This is a genomic window from Alkaliphilus flagellatus (genome assembly GCF_018919215.1).
Lineage (GTDB): Bacteria > Bacillota > Clostridia > Peptostreptococcales > Natronincolaceae > Alkaliphilus_B > Alkaliphilus_B flagellatus.
The window spans coordinates 447,887-467,619 of the sequence record NZ_JAHLQK010000003.1 but is presented as its reverse complement, the minus strand read 5'-3'; the positions used below and the strand labels follow the sequence as shown (position 1 = coordinate 467,619).

The 19,733-nt window shown below is 32.0% G+C and carries 15 protein-coding genes; 1 reads left to right on the top strand and 14 read right to left on the bottom strand.

Translation table 11 applies throughout. The annotated features are described in order from the left end of the window. Window positions 1-8: 8 nt before the first annotated feature. The 5 genes from KQI88_RS09785 to KQI88_RS09765 form a co-directional block, all read right to left on the bottom strand. The gene (locus tag KQI88_RS09785; protein ID WP_216416810.1) at window positions 9-2,195 is read right to left on the bottom strand and encodes a Tex family protein; all 2,187 of its coding nucleotides are present in this window, start codon (window positions 2,193-2,195) and stop codon (window positions 9-11) included. A gap of 183 nt (window positions 2,196-2,378) precedes the next feature. Then, the gene (gene fliS, locus KQI88_RS09780) at window positions 2,379-2,867 is read right to left on the bottom strand and encodes a flagellar export chaperone FliS (RefSeq protein ID WP_216416808.1); all 489 of its coding nucleotides are present in this window, start codon (window positions 2,865-2,867) and stop codon (window positions 2,379-2,381) included. 74 nt (window positions 2,868-2,941) lie between these two features. Continuing rightward, window positions 2,942-3,808: a flagellin N-terminal helical domain-containing protein gene (locus tag KQI88_RS09775; RefSeq protein ID WP_216416806.1), complete on the bottom strand. Its 867-nt coding sequence runs from the start codon at window positions 3,806-3,808 to the stop codon at window positions 2,942-2,944. Window positions 3,809-4,003: 195 nt separating this feature from the next. Continuing rightward, window positions 4,004-4,300, bottom strand: a complete 297-nt coding sequence (locus KQI88_RS09770; protein WP_216416804.1) for an EscU/YscU/HrcU family type III secretion system export apparatus switch protein — start codon at window positions 4,298-4,300, stop codon at window positions 4,004-4,006. A 15-nt stretch (window positions 4,301-4,315) separates the two neighbouring features. Then, entirely contained in the window at window positions 4,316-6,964 is a 2,649-nt protein-coding gene (locus KQI88_RS09765) for a DUF6240 domain-containing protein (protein WP_216416802.1), read from the bottom strand. Between the two features lie 170 nt (window positions 6,965-7,134). Here KQI88_RS09765 and KQI88_RS09760 point away from each other — a divergent pair, with 170 nt between their 5' ends. Beyond that, window positions 7,135-7,581: a YaaR family protein gene (locus KQI88_RS09760; protein WP_216416800.1), complete on the top strand. Its 447-nt coding sequence runs from the start codon at window positions 7,135-7,137 to the stop codon at window positions 7,579-7,581. Window positions 7,582-7,632: 51 nt separating this feature from the next. Here the strand turns inward: KQI88_RS09760 and KQI88_RS09755 are convergent, their stop codons facing one another. From KQI88_RS09755 to fliS (KQI88_RS09715), 9 genes are all read right to left on the bottom strand, one after another. Next, window positions 7,633-9,990: a methyl-accepting chemotaxis protein gene (locus KQI88_RS09755; RefSeq protein WP_216416798.1), complete on the bottom strand. Its 2,358-nt coding sequence runs from the start codon at window positions 9,988-9,990 to the stop codon at window positions 7,633-7,635. A gap of 185 nt (window positions 9,991-10,175) precedes the next feature. Continuing rightward, window positions 10,176-11,286, bottom strand: a protein-coding gene (prfB, locus tag KQI88_RS09750; protein WP_216416796.1) for a peptide chain release factor 2 whose coding sequence is annotated in 2 segments (ribosomal slippage) — window positions 10,176-11,210 and window positions 11,212-11,286 — 1,110 coding nt in all. Because the reading frame shifts where the segments join, the coding sequence is not laid out codon by codon here. A gap of 16 nt (window positions 11,287-11,302) precedes the next feature. After that, entirely contained in the window at window positions 11,303-13,981 is a 2,679-nt protein-coding gene (gene secA, locus KQI88_RS09745; RefSeq protein ID WP_246579224.1) for a preprotein translocase subunit SecA, read from the bottom strand. Between the two features lie 235 nt (window positions 13,982-14,216). Next, a complete protein-coding gene (locus tag KQI88_RS09740) occupies window positions 14,217-14,822 on the bottom strand; it encodes a DUF5317 domain-containing protein (RefSeq protein WP_216416792.1) in 606 nt (201 codons plus the stop codon). A gap of 153 nt (window positions 14,823-14,975) precedes the next feature. Further along, a complete protein-coding gene (locus KQI88_RS09735) occupies window positions 14,976-16,289 on the bottom strand; it encodes an HD-GYP domain-containing protein (RefSeq protein ID WP_216416790.1) in 1,314 nt (437 codons plus the stop codon). A 222-nt stretch (window positions 16,290-16,511) separates the two neighbouring features. Then, window positions 16,512-17,165, bottom strand: coding sequence for a hypothetical protein (locus tag KQI88_RS09730; protein WP_216416787.1), 654 nt, complete (start codon window positions 17,163-17,165; stop codon window positions 16,512-16,514). A 240-nt stretch (window positions 17,166-17,405) separates the two neighbouring features. Further along, window positions 17,406-17,936: a ribosome hibernation-promoting factor, HPF/YfiA family gene (hpf, locus tag KQI88_RS09725; RefSeq protein WP_216416785.1), complete on the bottom strand. Its 531-nt coding sequence runs from the start codon at window positions 17,934-17,936 to the stop codon at window positions 17,406-17,408. 874 nt (window positions 17,937-18,810) lie between these two features. Continuing rightward, window positions 18,811-19,293 (bottom strand): flagellar protein FlgN, encoded by a 483-nt coding sequence (locus tag KQI88_RS09720; RefSeq protein WP_216416782.1) that lies wholly within the window; start codon window positions 19,291-19,293, stop codon window positions 18,811-18,813. An 8-nt stretch (window positions 19,294-19,301) separates the two neighbouring features. Continuing rightward, a complete protein-coding gene (gene fliS / locus KQI88_RS09715) occupies window positions 19,302-19,682 on the bottom strand; it encodes a flagellar export chaperone FliS (RefSeq protein ID WP_216416780.1) in 381 nt (126 codons plus the stop codon). Between the last annotated feature and the right edge of the window lie 51 nt (window positions 19,683-19,733).

Sequence of the window (19,733 nt, the reverse complement as noted above, 5' to 3'; positions counted from 1 at the left end):
AAAATTTTTTAAACCTGCTTAATGCTAAGTGAAATTTTTCCTCTTTCAATATCTAAGCCAATAATTTTAACTTTAATCTCATCACCAACAGATACAATATCCATTGCATTTTTTACAAATTTATTACTAAGCTCGGAAACATGTACCAGCCCATCCTGTTTTACACCAATATCAACAAAGGCTCCAAAATCCACTACATTTCTTACTGTACCTGTCATAATCATATCTAGCTTCAAATCCTCCATCTTTAAAACATCACTTCTAAATATAGGTTTTGGCATCTCTTCCCTAGGATCTCTACCTGGTTTTTTTATCTCCTCTATTATATCCTTTAGGGTAAGTATTCCTATACCTAATTCATCTGCCAGCACTTTTATTTGATTATCTAATCCTTTTGCTGATGCTTTAGCATACTCAGATATTTTCTCCTCTATATTTTTTAGCTTACCTGCTCTTATGTCCTCAGTAGTATAACCAAGCTTTTCTATTAATCCCATAGTTATTTCATAAGACTCTGGATGTACAGCAGTATTGTCTAATGGATTAACTCCATCTGAAATTCTTAAAAAGCCTGCACATTGCTCAAAGGCCTTACCACCTAATCTTGCTACCTTTGTAAGCTCTTTTCTACTTTTAAACTTTCCGTTTTCTTCTCTATATTTTACAATATTTTTAGCTACGGCAGATGAAATACCAGATACATATTGAAGTAGAGATGGAGTGGCAGTATTTAAATCTACTCCAACACTATTAACACAATCCTCCACAACATTTTTTAGTGTTTCTCCTAATTTAGTTTGGTTTAAGTCATGCTGATATTGACCAACCCCTATACTTTTAGGATCAATCTTAACTAGTTCTGCTAAAGGATCTTGTAATCTACGCCCTATTGAAATAGCTCCTCTAATAGATACATCTATATCCGGATATTCTTCAGTAGCTAGTTTTGATGCTGAATATACAGAAGCTCCTGCTTCACTGACAATTGTATAATATACATCTTCTTTGACGATTTCTTTTATAGTGTCTGCCACAAGTAGCTCCGTCTCTCTAGATGCAGTTCCATTACCAATTGGAATTATATCTATATTGTACTTATCTATTAATTCTTTAATAACTTTCTTAGATTCTTCTATCTTGTTATGAGGTGCATTAGGATAAATAGTAGTATAATCTAATAACTTACCAGTCTCATCTAAAATTGCAATTTTACATCCAGTTCTATAGCTTGGATCAATAGCCAAAACTCTAACATCTTTAACAGGAGAAATTAATAATAAAGGTTTTGTATTTTTACCAAATACTTTTATAGCTTCCTCCTCTGCCCTTTCTGTTAATAGATTTCTAACTTCTCTTTCTATTGAAGGCGATATTAATCGTTTATAAGAGTCTTCTATAGTCTCTTGTAATACTTCTCTTGTTATTGCGTTGTTATTTGTTATAACCTGCTTTGTTATATATTCTATTATTTCATTCTCCGGACTTAATAATTTTACTTTAAGTTTTTTCTCATTTTCTCCTCTATTTAAAGCTAGCACTCTATGGTTTGCAATTTTATTAACACTCTCATTAAAGTCATAATACATTTCATAAACAGTTTTTTCTTCCTTATCTACTGCTTCGCTTTTAATTGTACCACTTTTAATATTCATATTTCTTATATTTTCTCTATACTCTGCATTATCGGATATAATTTCGGCTATTATATCTTTTGCTCCATTTATTGCATCTTCCACAGTACTTACCTCTAACTCCTCATTAATAAAGGGCAGAGCTATATCCTCAATAGTTCCCTGCATAACACTTTGCTCTAATATTAACTCGGCTAATTGCTCTAGACCTTTTTCCTTTGCAATAGTAGCTCTAGTTCTTCTTTTAGCTCTAAATGGTCTATATAGATCTTCTATTTTCTGAAGCACATCAGCCTCTAATATATCCTTTTTTAATTCTTCAGTCAACTTTCCTTGCTCATTAATCAATCTTATGACTTCTTCTTTTCTAGCTTCTAAGTTTCTTAAATATGTAAGTCTGTCATAAAGATCTCTTAAAACCTCGTCGCTTAATCCACCAGTCATTTCTTTTCTATATCTAGCAATAAAAGGAATAGTGTTCCCCTCATCTATTAATTGAATAGTGCTGCTTACTTGACTTTCTTTTATGCCGAACTCTTTAATCAGCTGTCTTATAATATCCATAAAATTCTCCTCTCTCATTTTTTATAGGGTTATTATATCATAAGGATACTTAATTTTAGAAAAAATTTCAAAATTTCGTCTGATACTATCGAATATACTGGATCCTAAGGCTATTAAAAAACATCCTAGTCTTTAGAATGTTCTTACACTCTACTAAGACTAGGATGCTTCATTATTGTTATTTTAACCCTTTTGCCATCTATCATCGTTATTGATTACATAGTCATTAAGCTGACTCTTTCCATAGGTCATACCTGCAACAATAGCTGGTCCATTAGTAGATTTTGTACCTACTTGTGAGGATGTTACAGATACCTCGTCTTTTTCTCCAAGCTCCTGCCATGCTTCATATAGAGGAGTTATTACTTTAATAGCTTCCTCCAGCTTTCCTTTATCACATTTCGATTCAGCTTCTGTAACTATTTTATTTAAATAAACATAAATACTTCTTAAATTACTAGCAACTTCAGAGTCGCCTTGAAGGGTTGCAAGTAGTTCTGCTAAAATTTCTCTAATTTTATTAATAGAAATATTTAGCTTGTCTAGACTTTTAGACTCAATATCTTCAATAGCAGATTTTATTGTATCTATTAGTCCTTCATATACTAACACAACTAGCTGTGTATCGTTGGCATTAGATACCCGATTAGCTAGGTATTCCTTTTCTATCATTTTTTCACCTCGTTACATATATAGTTTTATAGTATTAAAACTATATGTAAAATATACATTCATGCGGTTTCTAATTAGTTTCCTAAAAGTTGTAATATAGTTTGCGGTCTCTGATTTGCTTGAGCAAGCATTGCAGTACCAGCTTGGACTAGAATATTATACTTAGTAAACTCAGACATCTCTAATGCCATATCAGTATCCTCGATACGAGATAGAGCAGCAGTTAAGTTTTCTGCAGCATTGTCTACATTAGCAATAGTATGCTCTAGCCTATTTTGAGTTGCTCCTAGTTTTGAACGGCCTTCTGATATCTGTTTAATGGCTACATCTATTTTTGTGATAGCCTTAGAAGCATCTTCATTGGTTTTGATATCTAAATCATTAATCGCTGTATCACCAGAAACACTAGTATCCTTGCCTAAAACAGATGCCCGAATATCCACAAGATTGAAATCCATTACTTCTCCTTCGTTAGCCCCAATTTGAAGTTGAAGATTTAAATCAACAGCTTTACCGCTTTTATCTTCAGCGGTACAAATATTTTTACCATTAAATTGAGTAGTCTTTGCTATATTATCTATTTCCTCTAATAATTCCTGTATTTCGTTATTAACAGATTCTATATCATCCTCTTCATAAACTCCATTTGAGGTTTGTACAGCTAACTCTCTCATACGTTGAAGCATTGCATGAACCTCATTCATAGCCCCTTCCGCAGTTTGTATTAAAGATATACCATCTAGGGCATTTCTTGAAGCTATTTTAAGTCCGTTTACTTGGGCTTTCATCTTTTCTGAAATAGCCATTCCTGCTGCATCGTCTGCAGCACGGTTAATTCTTTTACCAGAAGAAAGCCTCTCCAATACTTTTGCAGATGCATTGGAGCTTCTATTCAGCATTCTATGTGAATTAAGTGCAGGTATATTATTGTTTATACGCATTTTGTTTCCCCCTTGAAATTTAAGTTTATATTGTTTTTTTATATTAATTCATTTACAACTACAACTCAATCTAAAATTCATATTTCATTGATGCAAATATTCGTATAGTAAAAATACTATCTACAATAATTAGTTTTAATAATTGCTCACTAGAATAGTTATCGTCTATTTCTATCAAAATCTTTATAGATTTTACTAGTAATATTTAGTGTATTTTGCAGAACCTTTTTTTTGATCTATATTTTCTATAAAAACTAGGACTTGAGCCACGATTTCATAAAGCTCTGGTGGTATTTCTGTACCTACTTTAAATTGAAGCAATTCCTTCACCAGCCTCTCATCCTCGTATATAGCAACATCACTTTCTATTCCTTTTTCTACAATTTTATCTGCCACTGTGCCTAGTCCAGAAGCGGTAATAATAGGAACGCTATCTTTTTCTAAATCATATTTAAGGGCTACAGCCTGTCTTACCCTGGCTTTTTTCTCCACCATATCACTCCTATTCTAAATCTTCACATCAAGTAGATTTTTTAGTGTACGATGGCTACCTTCAGTTTCTTTAATCATAGAAGTGATATGATTATCTTCATCTATTCTAAAGGATAAATCCTTTAGATCATAACCTAAGTCTTCTAAATACTTTTCTAGTTCCTTAGAGTAGCTTTCAACAAGACTCTGGTCATCCTTATTAGTTAATCCCATCTTCATGACTATATTTTTATAATTAACTGCCACATAAATATTTACATTACCCATATTGTTTGTATCAAAGTTTAATAGTACAGACATATTCTTCGGATCAATTTTTTTGCTACCCTTTTTATCTCTCATAATATACATCTGAAGATTTTTAAATTGATCTCCCATCATCAAGGGAAGCTGCAACAGTGTATCTTCTCTATTTAGATGAAGTTGTAGTTCCAAAGAATCCAGTAATTTTTCAGCACTTTTTTGTAGCGCTGTCCTCTCTCCGCTAGACAAGAAGGAGGACTTGCTTTCCAACTCTTTAAGCATTCTGGAAAACTCCTCATAAGGCCGTTCTCCTATTTGCTTGCCATCTTTAATATCTCTGTTTATTTTTATGAGATTTTTTTTAAGTTCTTCAGAAAGCTTAATAACATCATCATTATTATTTTTATCAATTAGGTCCAATATTTCATCGAGTTGCTGGCCTATCTGCCTCTCGTTACTTAAAAAAAATGATAAATTTCGAACTTCTTTTAATGTTAAAGGCATTGCATTTTTCATTAATAAAGAAATTATGCTATCTCGCCTTTCAGGAGAAATCTGTTTTAAAGCATCCACCATATCCTTCATCTTGTCTACTGTCTCAGCTACATGGACAGTATTTCTTAAAGTGGTTTCAGTTCCTTCATCCTTTTTGAGTTTATCTCCATTTAAGGAAGTTGCCATATCAGCTAATCTACTTAAGCTTAGCTTTTCTACTGCCGTACCTTCCTCTGTGGCTATTTGGAGTACATCAGATGTTAGATTATCTGAAACTCTATCTAAACTTTTTTTAGTCATATAGATTTCCTGCATATTTATATTATTAAGAGTAATACCATTTTGAAGTAGTGCCTTGGCCATTTCACTTCTATAACCTTCATCCATTATAGGGCCTAGTTTATCACCATTCGATCTTAAATAAGTTTGAGCAGCTATATCTAGCTCTCCTGTTTCATTATTAGCTAGCCTATCTAATATAGCTATTAGGTTAGATTCATCTGTTTTAGATAGTATATCTCCTGCACCATCTAAAGAACTTAAAGTGTTTATCCATTCCTCTACTGTAATATCACCATCTAGTAGGCTCTGAGTAATATTTAAACTCTCTAGGGTAGTCGGTAGACTTAGCTTCATATGTAGAGCTAATGTCTTTATATCTATATTCTCAATTAATTCCAGTATCTCAAGTCTATTTAAACCTAAACTAATACCTTCCTCAGCCGAGCCTTCAGCTACACCCACCATATTAACAAGTTCTGCAACATCTACCTTCTCTACTATTACACCAGAAGCCATTAATAGAGCAGTTTTTTCATAGTCCAGACTAGAGCTAAGTTCTGCAATTGCGCCCTTTACAGCCATTATTTTCTCTAAGTTTTCCTTAGTTAAATCTAATCCTCTAGCTATAACATCCTTTGATAGTTTTACTAATTCTTCTGTGGCTTTTATGCCCAATTCCTCTAATCGGCCTCGAATATCTTCTTCTATTTGACTAAGATCCCTTTCCGTTACAGAACTGACTGCACCACTATATGCTCCATATACTTTACTCGCTAGCTGCCCTAGCTTTTCCTCAGCATGTATGGCACCTCTTACCACTGCATTTTTTAGTTTGTATAGATTATCTATAGATGTCTCTATTTTATTTTTCAAACTATCAATTATAGTTTTATCTTCTATATTTTCGATATTGTTTAGCTTTGAAAATATAGTATTTATCTCTTCTATCTTTTCCTTTGTAGGCTCTAGTCCAGCTTTATCTAGAGCCTTAATTATATCTGTAATATCCTTACCCATCTTGCTTCCATATAAATTATAGGCAATTTTTTCAGCTTCTTCTGTAGTCATATCTTTTTTTATACCTAAAAATCGTAAAAGTGAAAAAGACCGCTTTTCTCCCTGTACATTTTGCATTTCCTGTAGCACTTTTTGAAGGGACTCCTTTTCAAAATCTACATCTTTATCTTTGAGCTTAATAACAGTGTCATAATCTAGCTTTTCACTTATACTTCCCAGCTGATCCTTTGCAGACATGAAGGATAATATATTTTCTTTCGTAATATCTACACCATGGTTATCTAAAGTTTTTACAGCCCAAATACTCTCTTCTTTTTTAGGAATACCTAAGGAGCTTAAAATATAATCATACTTACTTTGAGAGTTTTTGATAGACTGCGTCTCTACCACATTAACCATTTGTGACTTTACTATATCTTTCCTATCTATTACTACAGTATCTCCTATCTCTGCCTTTAATGGCTTATTTAGAGTAATGTCTAATGCTTTTTGATCCCCAATACTAAGCTTTATTCTATTTTCATTTATCTCCAGCAAGGTTCCTTTTATTTTAGAATTGCTTGGTGTTTTCATATATGAATTGATCACATTGCTATATACACCTTTTCTCCATATATTATTATTCATCAAAAGTTTCACCCTCAATCTATATTTACTTCTTCTCTCAAATAGTTATCGACATTTAATCAGATTTTCTTTAATTTCTATAATTATATATCTAATGTTAAAGCCCTAATGTATTTCACTTATTTTGCCGATAGTATATAATAGAAGGTATAAAGGAAGGTGTTTTGAGAATGGATTCTATTAAAGGCATTGGTCCTGTAGAAATGGGAAATGTAGTTAATACTTCAAATAAAAGATCCGAAGTCCGTAACAGTCAATTTGTTGAAAAGTTTCAAAATATAAAATCAGAGCAAGTAAGAGATCACTTAGAAAAGTTATTTACTCAAATTACAGCTCAATCAGAAAAGATAAATGAAAAACTCCATCTAAGTGAAGTGATACGATATAAAGGTCTCGTTAAGGAATTTTTAGATGTGGCGGTAAAAAACTCCCATCAATTTTCTAAACAAAATTTTCTTGATAGACGCGGAAGACATAGAGTTTATTCTGTAGTTAAAAATGTTGATAGAGAGCTAGAAGCTATAACTAAGGAGTTTTTAAACAAGGAAGTTGATCGTCTATCTATTGTTAAACGCCTAGACGATATTCGTGGTATGCTACTTGATGTTTTTATGTAAAAAATTTAGTCCCTTAACTCAAAGGAGTTAAGGGACTTTTTATTTCTATTCTTATTCGACTATTTTTTCTTCATATTCTAGAATATTATCTTCTAAAATATACTCCTCTGCTATTTCATCGTATTTATCAGCTTCAACTGTTTCTGTACATGCTACTTCCAAATCTACTTCCTTATATTCATCCTCTAAATCCTGTATTACTTCTTTATTGTTAGTTGTAATAGAATCTGCTAATATTTCTTCCTCCTGAATATCGTATGTAAAATCATTATCAGTATTTAAATTATCCTGTTCACATTCTGCAGCCAATTGGCCATCTTCATCCGCTAAATAAGCTATAGATACTTCATCTTCTATATCACTTATTTTAAACCTGTTTACGAGTCCTTTTAATCCTTGAGCCATTCGACTTAATGTATCTGCCGATGTATTCATATGTTGGATAACAGAAGTTTGCTCCTCTGTGCTTGCAAGTATCTCCTCAGCACCTGCTGCTGTAGCCTGAGCCACGCCAGACACTTCTGTTATTGTATTTTCTACAATAGCGACACCCAGGAATATTTTATCTATATTAGCAGATAAACTTCTCATGGCCTCTGTGGACTCATTAGTTTTTTCAACAATTTCATTAAAAGATATTGCAGCTTTATCCGTAACAAGGTTACCTTGCTTTACTCCTTCAGCACCTTGATCTATAACTTCTACAGCTTTTCTTGTCTCTAATTGAATATTATTAATTAAGGATATAATTTCACTAGATGCATCTTTAGATTGCTCAGCCAGCTTTCTAACTTCATCAGCCACAACGGCAAATCCTCTGCCGTGTTCTCCAGCTCTAGCCGCCTCTATAGCTGCATTTAAAGCTAATAGATTTGTTTGCTCTGCTATTTGAGTAATAAGTTTACCTGCCATTCCAATATTTTGAGTATGTTTATCTAAATTTTGTATTAAAGTTGCAGTCGTGCTAGATGCATTCGTAATATTAACCATCATATCCTGTATATTTTTTATATTTTGAGCACCATTTTGTGCTAAACTAGAGGCCGCCTCTGAAGCCTTAACTACCACATTATATCGCTCAGTCATTTCATCAATTTCATTCACCATATTGCTAATAGCTGTAGCTGTGCCATCAACACTATTCATCTGATGGGTAGTATCTGATGCCATATTTTCTATAGCTTGGGAAATTTCCATAGAAGCCCTAGAACTTACTTCGATATCATCATTTAAATCTACAATAAAGCCATTTACTTCATCTGTAGTTTTATTTATTTCACTTAAAATATCCCCTATAGAAATAGTCATTTCGTTAAAAGCTTCCTGCAGTTGACCTATTTCATTATCTGCGGTCACATCAATACGTTCTGTTAGATCTCCATCCTTTATTTTCATAGCACTACCTACTAATTTTGTAATAGGACGTGTAAATACTGTGGCAAAGATATATGTAACAATCAATGATAGAACTAAAAGTATAGTTGCAATTATTAGGCTTCTTTTTAAGGATACTCTTGTTTGACCAAGTATTTCATCTTCATTTTGCTCTACTATGACTCTCCAATTATTTGTTCTTACTTTAGATCCAGTGATTAGGCTCTTTTCTAATTGATTATTTACCCCATATACTACATCATCTTCTGATTTTCCCACCTTTTTCACATCTTCTGAACTTCCATAGAAAACATTATATCGTCCTAAAACGTATTCTGTAGTCAGCCTATGTCCAACAACATATCCATTTTCATCTATAGCATAAGCATAACCATCATCACCAATTGTAACATTCTTTACAAGTTCATTTATTTGGTTCATACCTACCATAACAGCCAGCACCCCTGCCCTTGCGCTAAACTTATTACTAATAGGAACACTGATCATCATACCAACCTGACTACCTTTATCAGCTTTAATAGATTGGCTAATAAATAGCTTGCCACTCTTAGCATTTTTAAACCAGTCCATTTCAGATACATTTCCATCTTTACTACCTAGATTGCTAACAATAACGTTTCCATTTAAATCTATGTATTGAAATCCGATAAAATCCTTATTTTGATAAGCATACCTTTTAAAAACATCTTCCATTTCATAGCGATCCATTTCAGTAAAATCATTAGTAGATGCAAGTAGTTGCATTGTATTCATTACAGATTGTATATATATATCGATTTGGGTTGCTATAGAATCTCCGATGTTTTTGTTTGTTTCTTCCGCCCTAGTTTTGATATCCTGAGAATCTATATAATACGCAATAATAGTGTTTGAAAGAATTGGAATTAATAATAATAGAAATACTATACTCATTAATTTAGTCTTTATGCTTTTTCTTTTTTTATCTTTCCCACTATTGTTATTAACTAAATTTTCTGCATACTTCTTAGACTTTTTAGATACTATCCATTTCATTCTAATCCCCCTTTTACTCTCTCTAAAATGTTTAATTAGGATATTTGCTAAATAAACATAAAACAAATAAATCTTCTGACTAATACTTCGACGAGAAAGTCCTTTTCCCTTTATTTATCTGACTTTTTTCTATCTCCATAGAAAATATTCGACTGTAATTATGTTAGGCTTTAAATAAATAGAACCTAGACATTACTGTCTAGGTTTACTTTAAGATACCCATTTATAAATGGATCTATATCTCCATCCATAACACTTTGTATATTTCCAATCTCCACATTAGTACGATGATCTTTAACTAGGTTGTAAGGATTGAAAACATAGGACCGTATTTGGCTTCCCCATGCAATTTGATTATACTCACCTTGTAAGTCTTCAATCTTTTCTTTTTTTTCTGTTTCCTTTAATTCGACTAACTTGCTTATAAGCATTTTCATTGCTGTTTCTCTATTGCTATGCTGGGATCTTTGATTTTGACATTGCACTACCAGTCCAGTAGGAATGTGGGTTATTCTAACGGCAGAATCCGTCTTATTAACATGTTGTCCACCAGCACCACTAGCTCTATAGGTATCTACCCTAATATCGTTTGGATTAATTTGAATATCCACATAATCATCAATTTCTGGCATAACATCTACAGATGCAAATGAAGTATGTCTTTTACCAGAGGAATCAAAGGGAGAGATTCTAACTAGTCTATGCACTCCCTTCTCCGACTTTAAATATCCATAGGCATTAATTCCCTCAATAAGAAGAGTAACACTTTTAATACCTGCTTCTGTATCTGTTAAAATGTCTAAGGTTTTAACCTGGTATGCTTTATCTTCTGCCCAACGAGTATACATCCTTAAAAGCATCTTTGCCCAATCTTGAGCATCTAATCCTCCTGTTCCTGCATGGATAGATATAATAGCATTACTCTTATCGTATTCTCCTTGAAGAAGAGTTTCAATTTTTATTGTATCAATACGATCTTCAAGCTCCTTTATGCCTTTAATTAAATCCTTTTCAAAGGCTGTATCTCCCTCTTCAATAAAGACAGTCATCATTTCCAACTCTTCATAGACCTCTATTAGTTTTTCATAGTTCTCTATTTTGTCTTTGTAACTCCTTGCCTTTTTTAAAGTACTTTGAGCTTCTTGTGGATCATTCCAAAAGGTTTCCTCTGTCATTTTATATTCTAGTTCTTCGCTTAATGAAGCTAGTTTATCAATGTCAAAGGGAGTCCCTCATTCCATTAATATCTTCATTAAGTTTGAAAAGTTGCTGTTTATAATTATCTAAGTTCAGCATTTTTTCACCCCATTATTTATTGTCCACAACACTTTTTATACTTTTTGCCACTACCACAAGGACAAAGATCATTACGACCTACTTCTTCTTTTTTAACTACAGGAGAATTTTTCCCATCTTGATCTCCATGACTAGCAGCAATTGGTTTTGCTACTTGCTTTCTTTCAACAACTACCTCTTTTTCTATACTAAATAAATATCTAACAGTCTCCTCTTGAATGCTCTTTATCATTTCTTGGAACATATCATATCCTTCTATTTGATATGCTCTTACAGGATCCTCTTGACCAATAGCCCTTAATCCTATACCTTGACGTAATTGATCCATTGCATCTATATGATCCATCCATTTTGTATCGATTACTTGAAGTAAAATTACCCTTTCTATTTCTCTCATACGCTCTGATCCAATATCCTGTTCTTTTTCGCTATATATCTTTTCAGCCACCTTAACTATTTGACCCTTTAATGATTCAATAGTTAAATTTTCAACATTAGTAAACTCTAATGAATTAGCTGGTAAAAACATATTGCTTAAATAATCCTTTAGTCCATCTAAGTCCCATTCTTCAGGATATTTGGCATCAGCAGTATAAATAGCAATACCATCTTCAATAATATTTTCTAATAGGTTGAAAATATGATCCCTCATATTCTCTCCTTCTAATACTTTCTTTCTTTCACCATATATAACTTCTCTTTGCTTATTCATTACATCATCATATTGAAGTACGTGTTTACGTATTCCAAAGTTTCTTCCCTCTACCTTTTTCTGTGCATTCTCAATAGAACTAGTTAAAAGCTTATGTTCTATAGCTTCATCTTCAGCAAGTCCCATTTTTTCTACCAGATCTAACATACGATCTCCACCGAATAATCTCATAAGATCATCCTCTAGGGATATATAGAAACTACTTGAACCTGGGTCTCCTTGACGTCCAGCACGACCTCTAAGCTGGTTATCTATTCTTCGAGACTCATGTCTTTCTGTACCTATAATATGAAGTCCCCCTACTGACTTAACTTCCTCATGAGCTTTATCTGTTTCTACCTTGAATTTACTATAGATTTCTTCATATTTTTTCTTTGCATTTATTAACTCTTCATCCGTAGTTTCACCGTGACTAGTTACCATAGATAAAATTTCATCACTATAACCTTGCTTTTTCATTTCACGCTTTGCTAAAAACTCCGGGTTACCTCCAAGAAGAATGTCCGTACCACGACCAGCCATGTTAGTTGCAATAGTAACAATGCCTTTACGCCCAGCCTGTGCAACAATTTCAGCCTCTCTTTCGTGTTGCTTAGCATTTAACACTTCATGAGGCACTCCTCTTCTCTTTAATGCATTAGCAAGCTCCTCAGATTTTTCTATAGATATAGTACCTACTAAAACAGGTTGGCCTTTTTTATGTTTCTCTTCAATGTCTTTTATTATGGCCATTACTTTACCTTTTTCTGATTTATATACAAGGTCTGATGTATCTTGTCTAATTACAGGTTTATTAGTTGGAATTTCAACAACGTCCATATTATAAATAGACATAAATTCTTCCTCTTCCGTTTTAGCTGTACCAGTCATACCAGATAGCTTGTCGTACATTCTAAAGTAGTTTTGGAATGTAATAGTAGCTAAGGTTTTAGATTCTCTTTGTACCTCTAACCCTTCCTTTGCCTCTATAGCTTGGTGTAGTCCTTCACTATATCGACGACCAAACATTAATCTTCCCGTAAAGTCATCTACTATAATGATTTCTCCATCCTTCACAACATAATCCTTATCTAGTTTCATTAGGTTATTTGCCTTTAATGCTTGATTAATATGATGTGATAACTCTATGTTCGAAATATCAGAGAGATTCTCTACTCCAAAGTGCTTTTCTGATCTTTCAACACCCTCTTCTGTTAAAGTAACAGAGTTAGCCTTTTCATCCAAAACAAAATCTACTTCCTTCTTCAAGGTTTTAACAAATTGATCTACAATAAAGTACATCTTAGTAGATTTTTCCCCTTGTCCAGAAATAATTAATGGTGTTCTAGCCTCATCAATTAAAATACTATCCACCTCGTCTACAATGGCATAGTTCAATTTTCTTTGAACCATTTCATGAAGGTGAATTACCATGTTATCCCTTAAATAGTCAAATCCAAACTCATTATTTGTTCCATAGGTAATATCACATCTATAGGCAGCTCTTCTTTCTTCATTAGTTATTCCATGTACAATTACTCCTACTGTTAAACCAAGGAAATTATAAACCTTACTCATCCACTCTTGGTCCCTTTTTGCTAAGTAATCGTTAACAGTAACAACATGAACTCCCTTGCCAGCTAGAGCATTTAAATATACTGGTAAAGTAGCCATTAGAGTCTTACCTTCTCCAGTTCTCATCTCTGCGATTCTTCCTTGATGAAGCACTATACCACCATAAAGTTGTACTCTATAGTGTTTCATTCCTAAAGCTCTCCATGCACCTTCACGTATAGTAGCAAAGGCTTCTGGTAGAATATCGTCTAATGTTTCTCCCTTTTCTAGTCTCTCTTTAAATTGTCTAGTCTTATCCTTTAGCTCAGCATCAGTTAATTTTGCATATTCAGATTCTAAAGCTTCTATTTGATCAACTGTTTTATCTAATTTTTTAATTTCTCTTTCGCTATAGGTGCCAAAAACCTTTTCAAACAATCTTTTCACCATATCCACCTCAATATTTTCATTATTAATATACCTATCGTATTATTTTAACATTAATTATTTAACAATACAATAAATCCTAAATTACAATATATGTCTAAATATATCATTTATACATATCATTTGTACATACTTTTTAACATAACCACTACAGCATATATTTAAAATTTATATTATATTTACATTAATTAAGCTGAGATAATATCTCAGCTTAGTTTTCCCACTATATAAAAAAATCCTAAAATTTCATTTTTCCACGATAATCAAACTTCAAAATTTTTGATGGATAATGATGTCTATTAAGCTGCATTATCCCTTGGGTAAATAATAAAAGCCCTAAAGATATAGCTATGTCTCCAGCGCTAAATATCTGTTTAAAAGGATACCATATAGGAGTAGCAAACCTTTTAGCTAAATAAATTGTAAAAGAATATGCCTCATTAATATCAATATAATTAGGCATTGCCCCTATTTTAATTGATTGGAGCATATTTTCAAAACCCATTTTTTCTAAAAGAGCAATATCAATAGGCATACTTCCTTCATTTAATACTATAGCAGCAAAATTAGCAATAGCGCCAACTAAAATAAACCAAACAGAACCTCTTCCTAAATTTAAAAATAAAACAATAAAAAGCATAATATAGGCAACAATATATATGAACATTCGATTATCTACAGCCTTTTCATAACCAATAGAAATTAAAATAGATGTCCCCAGTTGCAATATCAATGAAAAAACTAATAGAAAAGAAGATTTAAACATAAACTTACCTAGGTTTCTTACATTGCCTCCTCGAAGCTTTCCGACTATTATTCCCAATATTAATCCTTCAAATATCATAAAATACACTCCCCCTGAAAAATTAACAGTTAACTATATTACAAATTCTCCAAATATTCTTCTTCTCCTCCTAAATATTTTATTTATATAGAACTTTAACAAAAATCAATAAATCCTTAACCTAATCAAATATATGATAGGGTTAAGGATTTGTTAATTAGCTGATTGAACCTTTAATACTTTACTCTGTACATTTTCCTGTTCTTCAACCTCTTTTTTTATTAATTCTATAAATTGTTCTGCTACCAGTGGATGGAAATGGGTTCCAGCATCCTTTTCAATAATATTTATTGCCTTTTCCACTGTCATACCTTTACGATAAGAACGATCACTAGTCATAGCATCAAATGCATCCGCAATAGATAATATATATGCTTCAATTGGAACTTCATCCCCCTTTAATCCCGAAGGATATCCAGTTCCATCGTACTTTTCATGATGATTTAAAATAATCTCTCTTATCTCCTTTAGAAAGTCTACTGAACTTAAAATTTCCACACCAATTTCAGGATGCTTTTTAATAACTTCAAACTCTTCATCTGTTAATTTTTCAGGTTTATTTAAAATATTATCCATTATTCCTATTTTACCTACATCATGGAGTAAGGCAGCTGTTTTTAAAGTTTCTATTCTTTTATCTCCAAGCTTCATCTTGTCACTTAGCTTTTCAGCATATTCGGCAACCCTCTGGGAGTGGCCATTAGTATATTTATCCTTAGCTTCCACTGCCTTAGTTAAAGCATAGACTGTTTCAATATAAACTTGTTTCATTTCTAAATATAATTTAAATGAATGTCTTGCTAATAAAAGCGGTCCAAAGAATAATAGCATAATTGCTGTTCCATAATTTAAGTATAATATGCTTAGAAAAATTCCTAGAGATGCAATTATAAAACAATTAGGTAGTAGCCATTTTATATTTTTAATAAACATACTCTTGAAAGATTGATTATTTATCATTGAAAGTAGTTTTGTCATAATAATAGTATTTAATAGTACATGCACGCATATAGAAACTAATAAAGGAATTATATTTCTATAGAAATTAATATCTGCGAATGTATTTCCTGTTAGCATATAATAAACAGTTGAAGTTAAACCAATAGAAATAAAAATTTGAGCACCATTAAAAAGCACCTTATATAATGGTGTATTTCCTATATGCATTTTTGATCCATTCGGCAGAGTAACACATCTTAACATTACACCAATCGAAGAACTAATAGCTGCCCCTAAAGGGCCTACAATAATCATTGCAGTAAAACCAACTGCAAAACCAACGGACACGGCTGCTCCAATAGGTACTGGTACAATTAACGACTCTACCAGTATTGATAATATAGTCAATATTATAAATATAGAATAATCAGGTATACTATACAAATGCACCATAACAAACAATAGTAAAATTGATAGACCCATAATAATTAATATATATTTTTTAAGATTAATGGGTAAGCTTTTCATTTGTATTCCTCCAAAATATAGAACCTAGATCGACTAATGACTATTATAACCAGGTAATATGTCCAACAGCTTTTGTTAAAACTTCTAAAATAGCAGTTAAAATTGTCATTAAAATATGCCCCCCTTGCATAATCTCTATTGCTACGCTAATACAATAGGAGTTTACGCTACGCTAGGTAAGGCTTCAAAATTATATTTTGTCAATTTAGTCGATCTAAGGTACTAACTAAATTTAGGTAGCCCACGATTTAAGGCATCTAAGGTAGCCTTAACCACAGCTTCACGAATATCGCCCTTAATTAGGGCACTTCCCAGTAGTATTTCCTCATATTCTGAAGAAACAATACTTACGGCTACAATGACTGCTTCTTTTTTTCCTATTTTAACTCTTTCTATATCTTCAATCGCAAACACATGCTCTCTATCAATATATTGATGGATAGCATTTAATGTTGCATTAGCTAAAATTCTATAAACATTAGATAATGTATTAGGTCCTATTTCCTCTGCAGTATATGTTTTATCATCGTATTGTAGTATTACTTCCGCTTTTACTTGATTCCCTTTTATGGCATAATCAATACTAGCAATTTTTAATCTCTTATTGCTTTGAGCAGTATTAGCCGTATTTCCATATTCAATTTGGGCAATACTCACCTTTTTATGATCAAAGTCCAAATTAAATTTGGCACTCATAATAGATTGAATATCCCTTGAAATTTGCTTAGGATTTCTTTCAGTGGTAGCAACAATATGTATTTCGTCGATATTGAAATCTTCAATATTCTCCTCTGAAACTACTTTAGTAAAAAGGACTCCTGGTATACATTTTAATATTTTTTCTATTTCCAAAGATAAGTTCTGCATATTTTCCATACAACTTCTCCCCCATATATCGAAAACCAATTATATATTATTTGTAATATTTTTCTAAATAAAAATCTCATTATCCACAATAATTCGAATAAATATTATGTGCTGAACAATGCCAATGCTATATATTCTACAATTTTCTATTTTTTCCTTCTATTTTTATTCTAATATTTATTTTTTCTACAAAATAAACAGGATGGCTCTAGACCATCCTGTAATATATAAAATTATTACTATTATATTTTATTCAAAATCAGGTTCAATCAAACCATAATTTCCATCTTTACGCTTATATATAACATTTACATCATCAGTTTCTGCATCTGCAAATACATAAAAACTATGTCCTAAAAGCTCCATCTGCAAAATTGCTTCTTCTGCATTCATTGGCTTCATAGCGAAGCGCTTTGTTTTAACAATTTTAGATTCCTGCATACTTTCTTCATAAGCTGGAATATTTTCAAAACGGATTGTTTCATATTTATTATTACGATTCTCAAGCTTATTTTTCTGTTTTCTGAGCTGTCTTGTTAATTTATCCACTGCCTTATCAATAGAGCTATACATATCTTCTGTAGATTCTTCTGCTCTTAATATAGATCCATTAATAGGAATAGTCACTTCTATAATATGCCTATTTTTTTGAACTGATAATGTGGCCTGTGCTTCCAGCTCCTTGTTGAAAAACTTATCAAGCTTACCTAGCTTAGATTGTACTGTGTCCCTTAAAGCGTCTGTAATATCTACATTTCTCCCACTAACGATTACTTTCATAAATCCAGCTCCTTTCAATCTATAGAGTTTAAGCTGAGGTTAGTCAACTTAAAATATCAATCTGTATTATTAAATATGTTTAACTTTGATGTTACATCTTATTTAATTCGAATTAGATAATTTTTATAGTTTATTAAGTAATTTATATTATTTTACCCAAATATATATCTATCAAACTAAAATTAGTAATAATTTTAGTTTTTCAGCATATATATACATAATTTATAGTAATCGAATAATTATTATAATATATGACTAATTATTTAATTGAATTCTTCATTATTATATTGATTTTTTTCTTTTACAAATAAAAGTTGCCCCTGTGGATATGTTTATATAATAACTGTGGATAATGTTGATAAGTTTGTTGATAACTTATTTTCAAAGGGTATAACACTGTGAATAGTTCTGTGAATAGTCTGGGACAAACTATTTTTGTCGAATAGTTCCTGTATATTGTACAAATATTTTCAACCTTCATATATTAATATTATTACATCCCTTTTCCTTCATTTTTGTGCATTTTCCAACATTTGGACAAACTATTACAATTTATAATAAATAAAATGTCTAAATAAAAAAAGTAGACAACACATACATGTCATCTACTTATTTAGATAAAAATCAACATTTTTCACTTTTTTATAGTACATTAAAGCTGACCTGGTCTTTGACCCCACACTCGCCTGCTGGAGGGTTCGCTACGGGGTTACTTTCACTACTACCCCTCTCGATTTATATATCGGCAGGTCTTACTTCTAAGCCGCACCATGCTCAATAGCAATTTTACTACCTTACGTGGGTCCTTTTGCCTGCGACTGGCATGGACTTTCAACCACAGACCTTTAAATGCACTATATCCATTATAGCTAATTTATTGCTTTTTATCAACGAAAATCGAAATCCCATCTGTTACCTTATTATTGCCATATCCTTGGGCAATCTTTCTTCCAAATTTAACTTTCTTTAGCTCATTTTTTACCAATTCCATATTTTTCTTTAATCTCTCAATATTAGAATTATCTATTTGCTGTATCTTTCCTGTCAACACTTGTATTTCTCTAATTTTATCTTGTAGAAGCCTCATACTGTTTTTATCATCAGTCTGCATAGTTTCTACATTATCTATTAGAAACTCGCCCTTTAATAAATCATACTTACTGACAAATTCCTTATCTAAAACATCAATTCTATCCATAATATTTTGTTTTTGCTCAATTATTTCATTTAATATATCACTTTCTTCGCTTTCCAGACCTTCGCTTTGCTGCTGAGTTAAGGTCAATAATTGATTAATTAAGAACAACTTTCCTTCACTTAGTTTAAGTAAATATTCTATTAGCTCTTCTCTTCCCACCTAATCACCTATCTTCCACTTTTAGAGATTATCATAGATTCTTTCCATGTATCTCTAAGCTCTGTAACCATCTCTGCAGCCTCATCTAAATGCTTAATATCCTTAGATATGTTGGCATCAACCAATTTATCTAAAATATATATGTAGAGACTTCTTAAACCTGTGGAAATTTCATAATCCATATTTAGAGTAATGTTAAGCTCTTGTATAATGTCCTGAGCTCTCATTATTGACTCATTTGCTTTTGGAATATCTTTTTGCTCAATATATATCTTAGACATACCAATAAACTTTAAAGCTCCGTTATAAAGCATTAGTGTAAGCTCCTGTGGACTTGCAGTCATAATACTATTTTGCTTATACTGACTATAAGGATTTTTCATTGCCATTTTACTTTTCCTCCTAATAACTACATAAATTGTCCCATATACACAACTCCA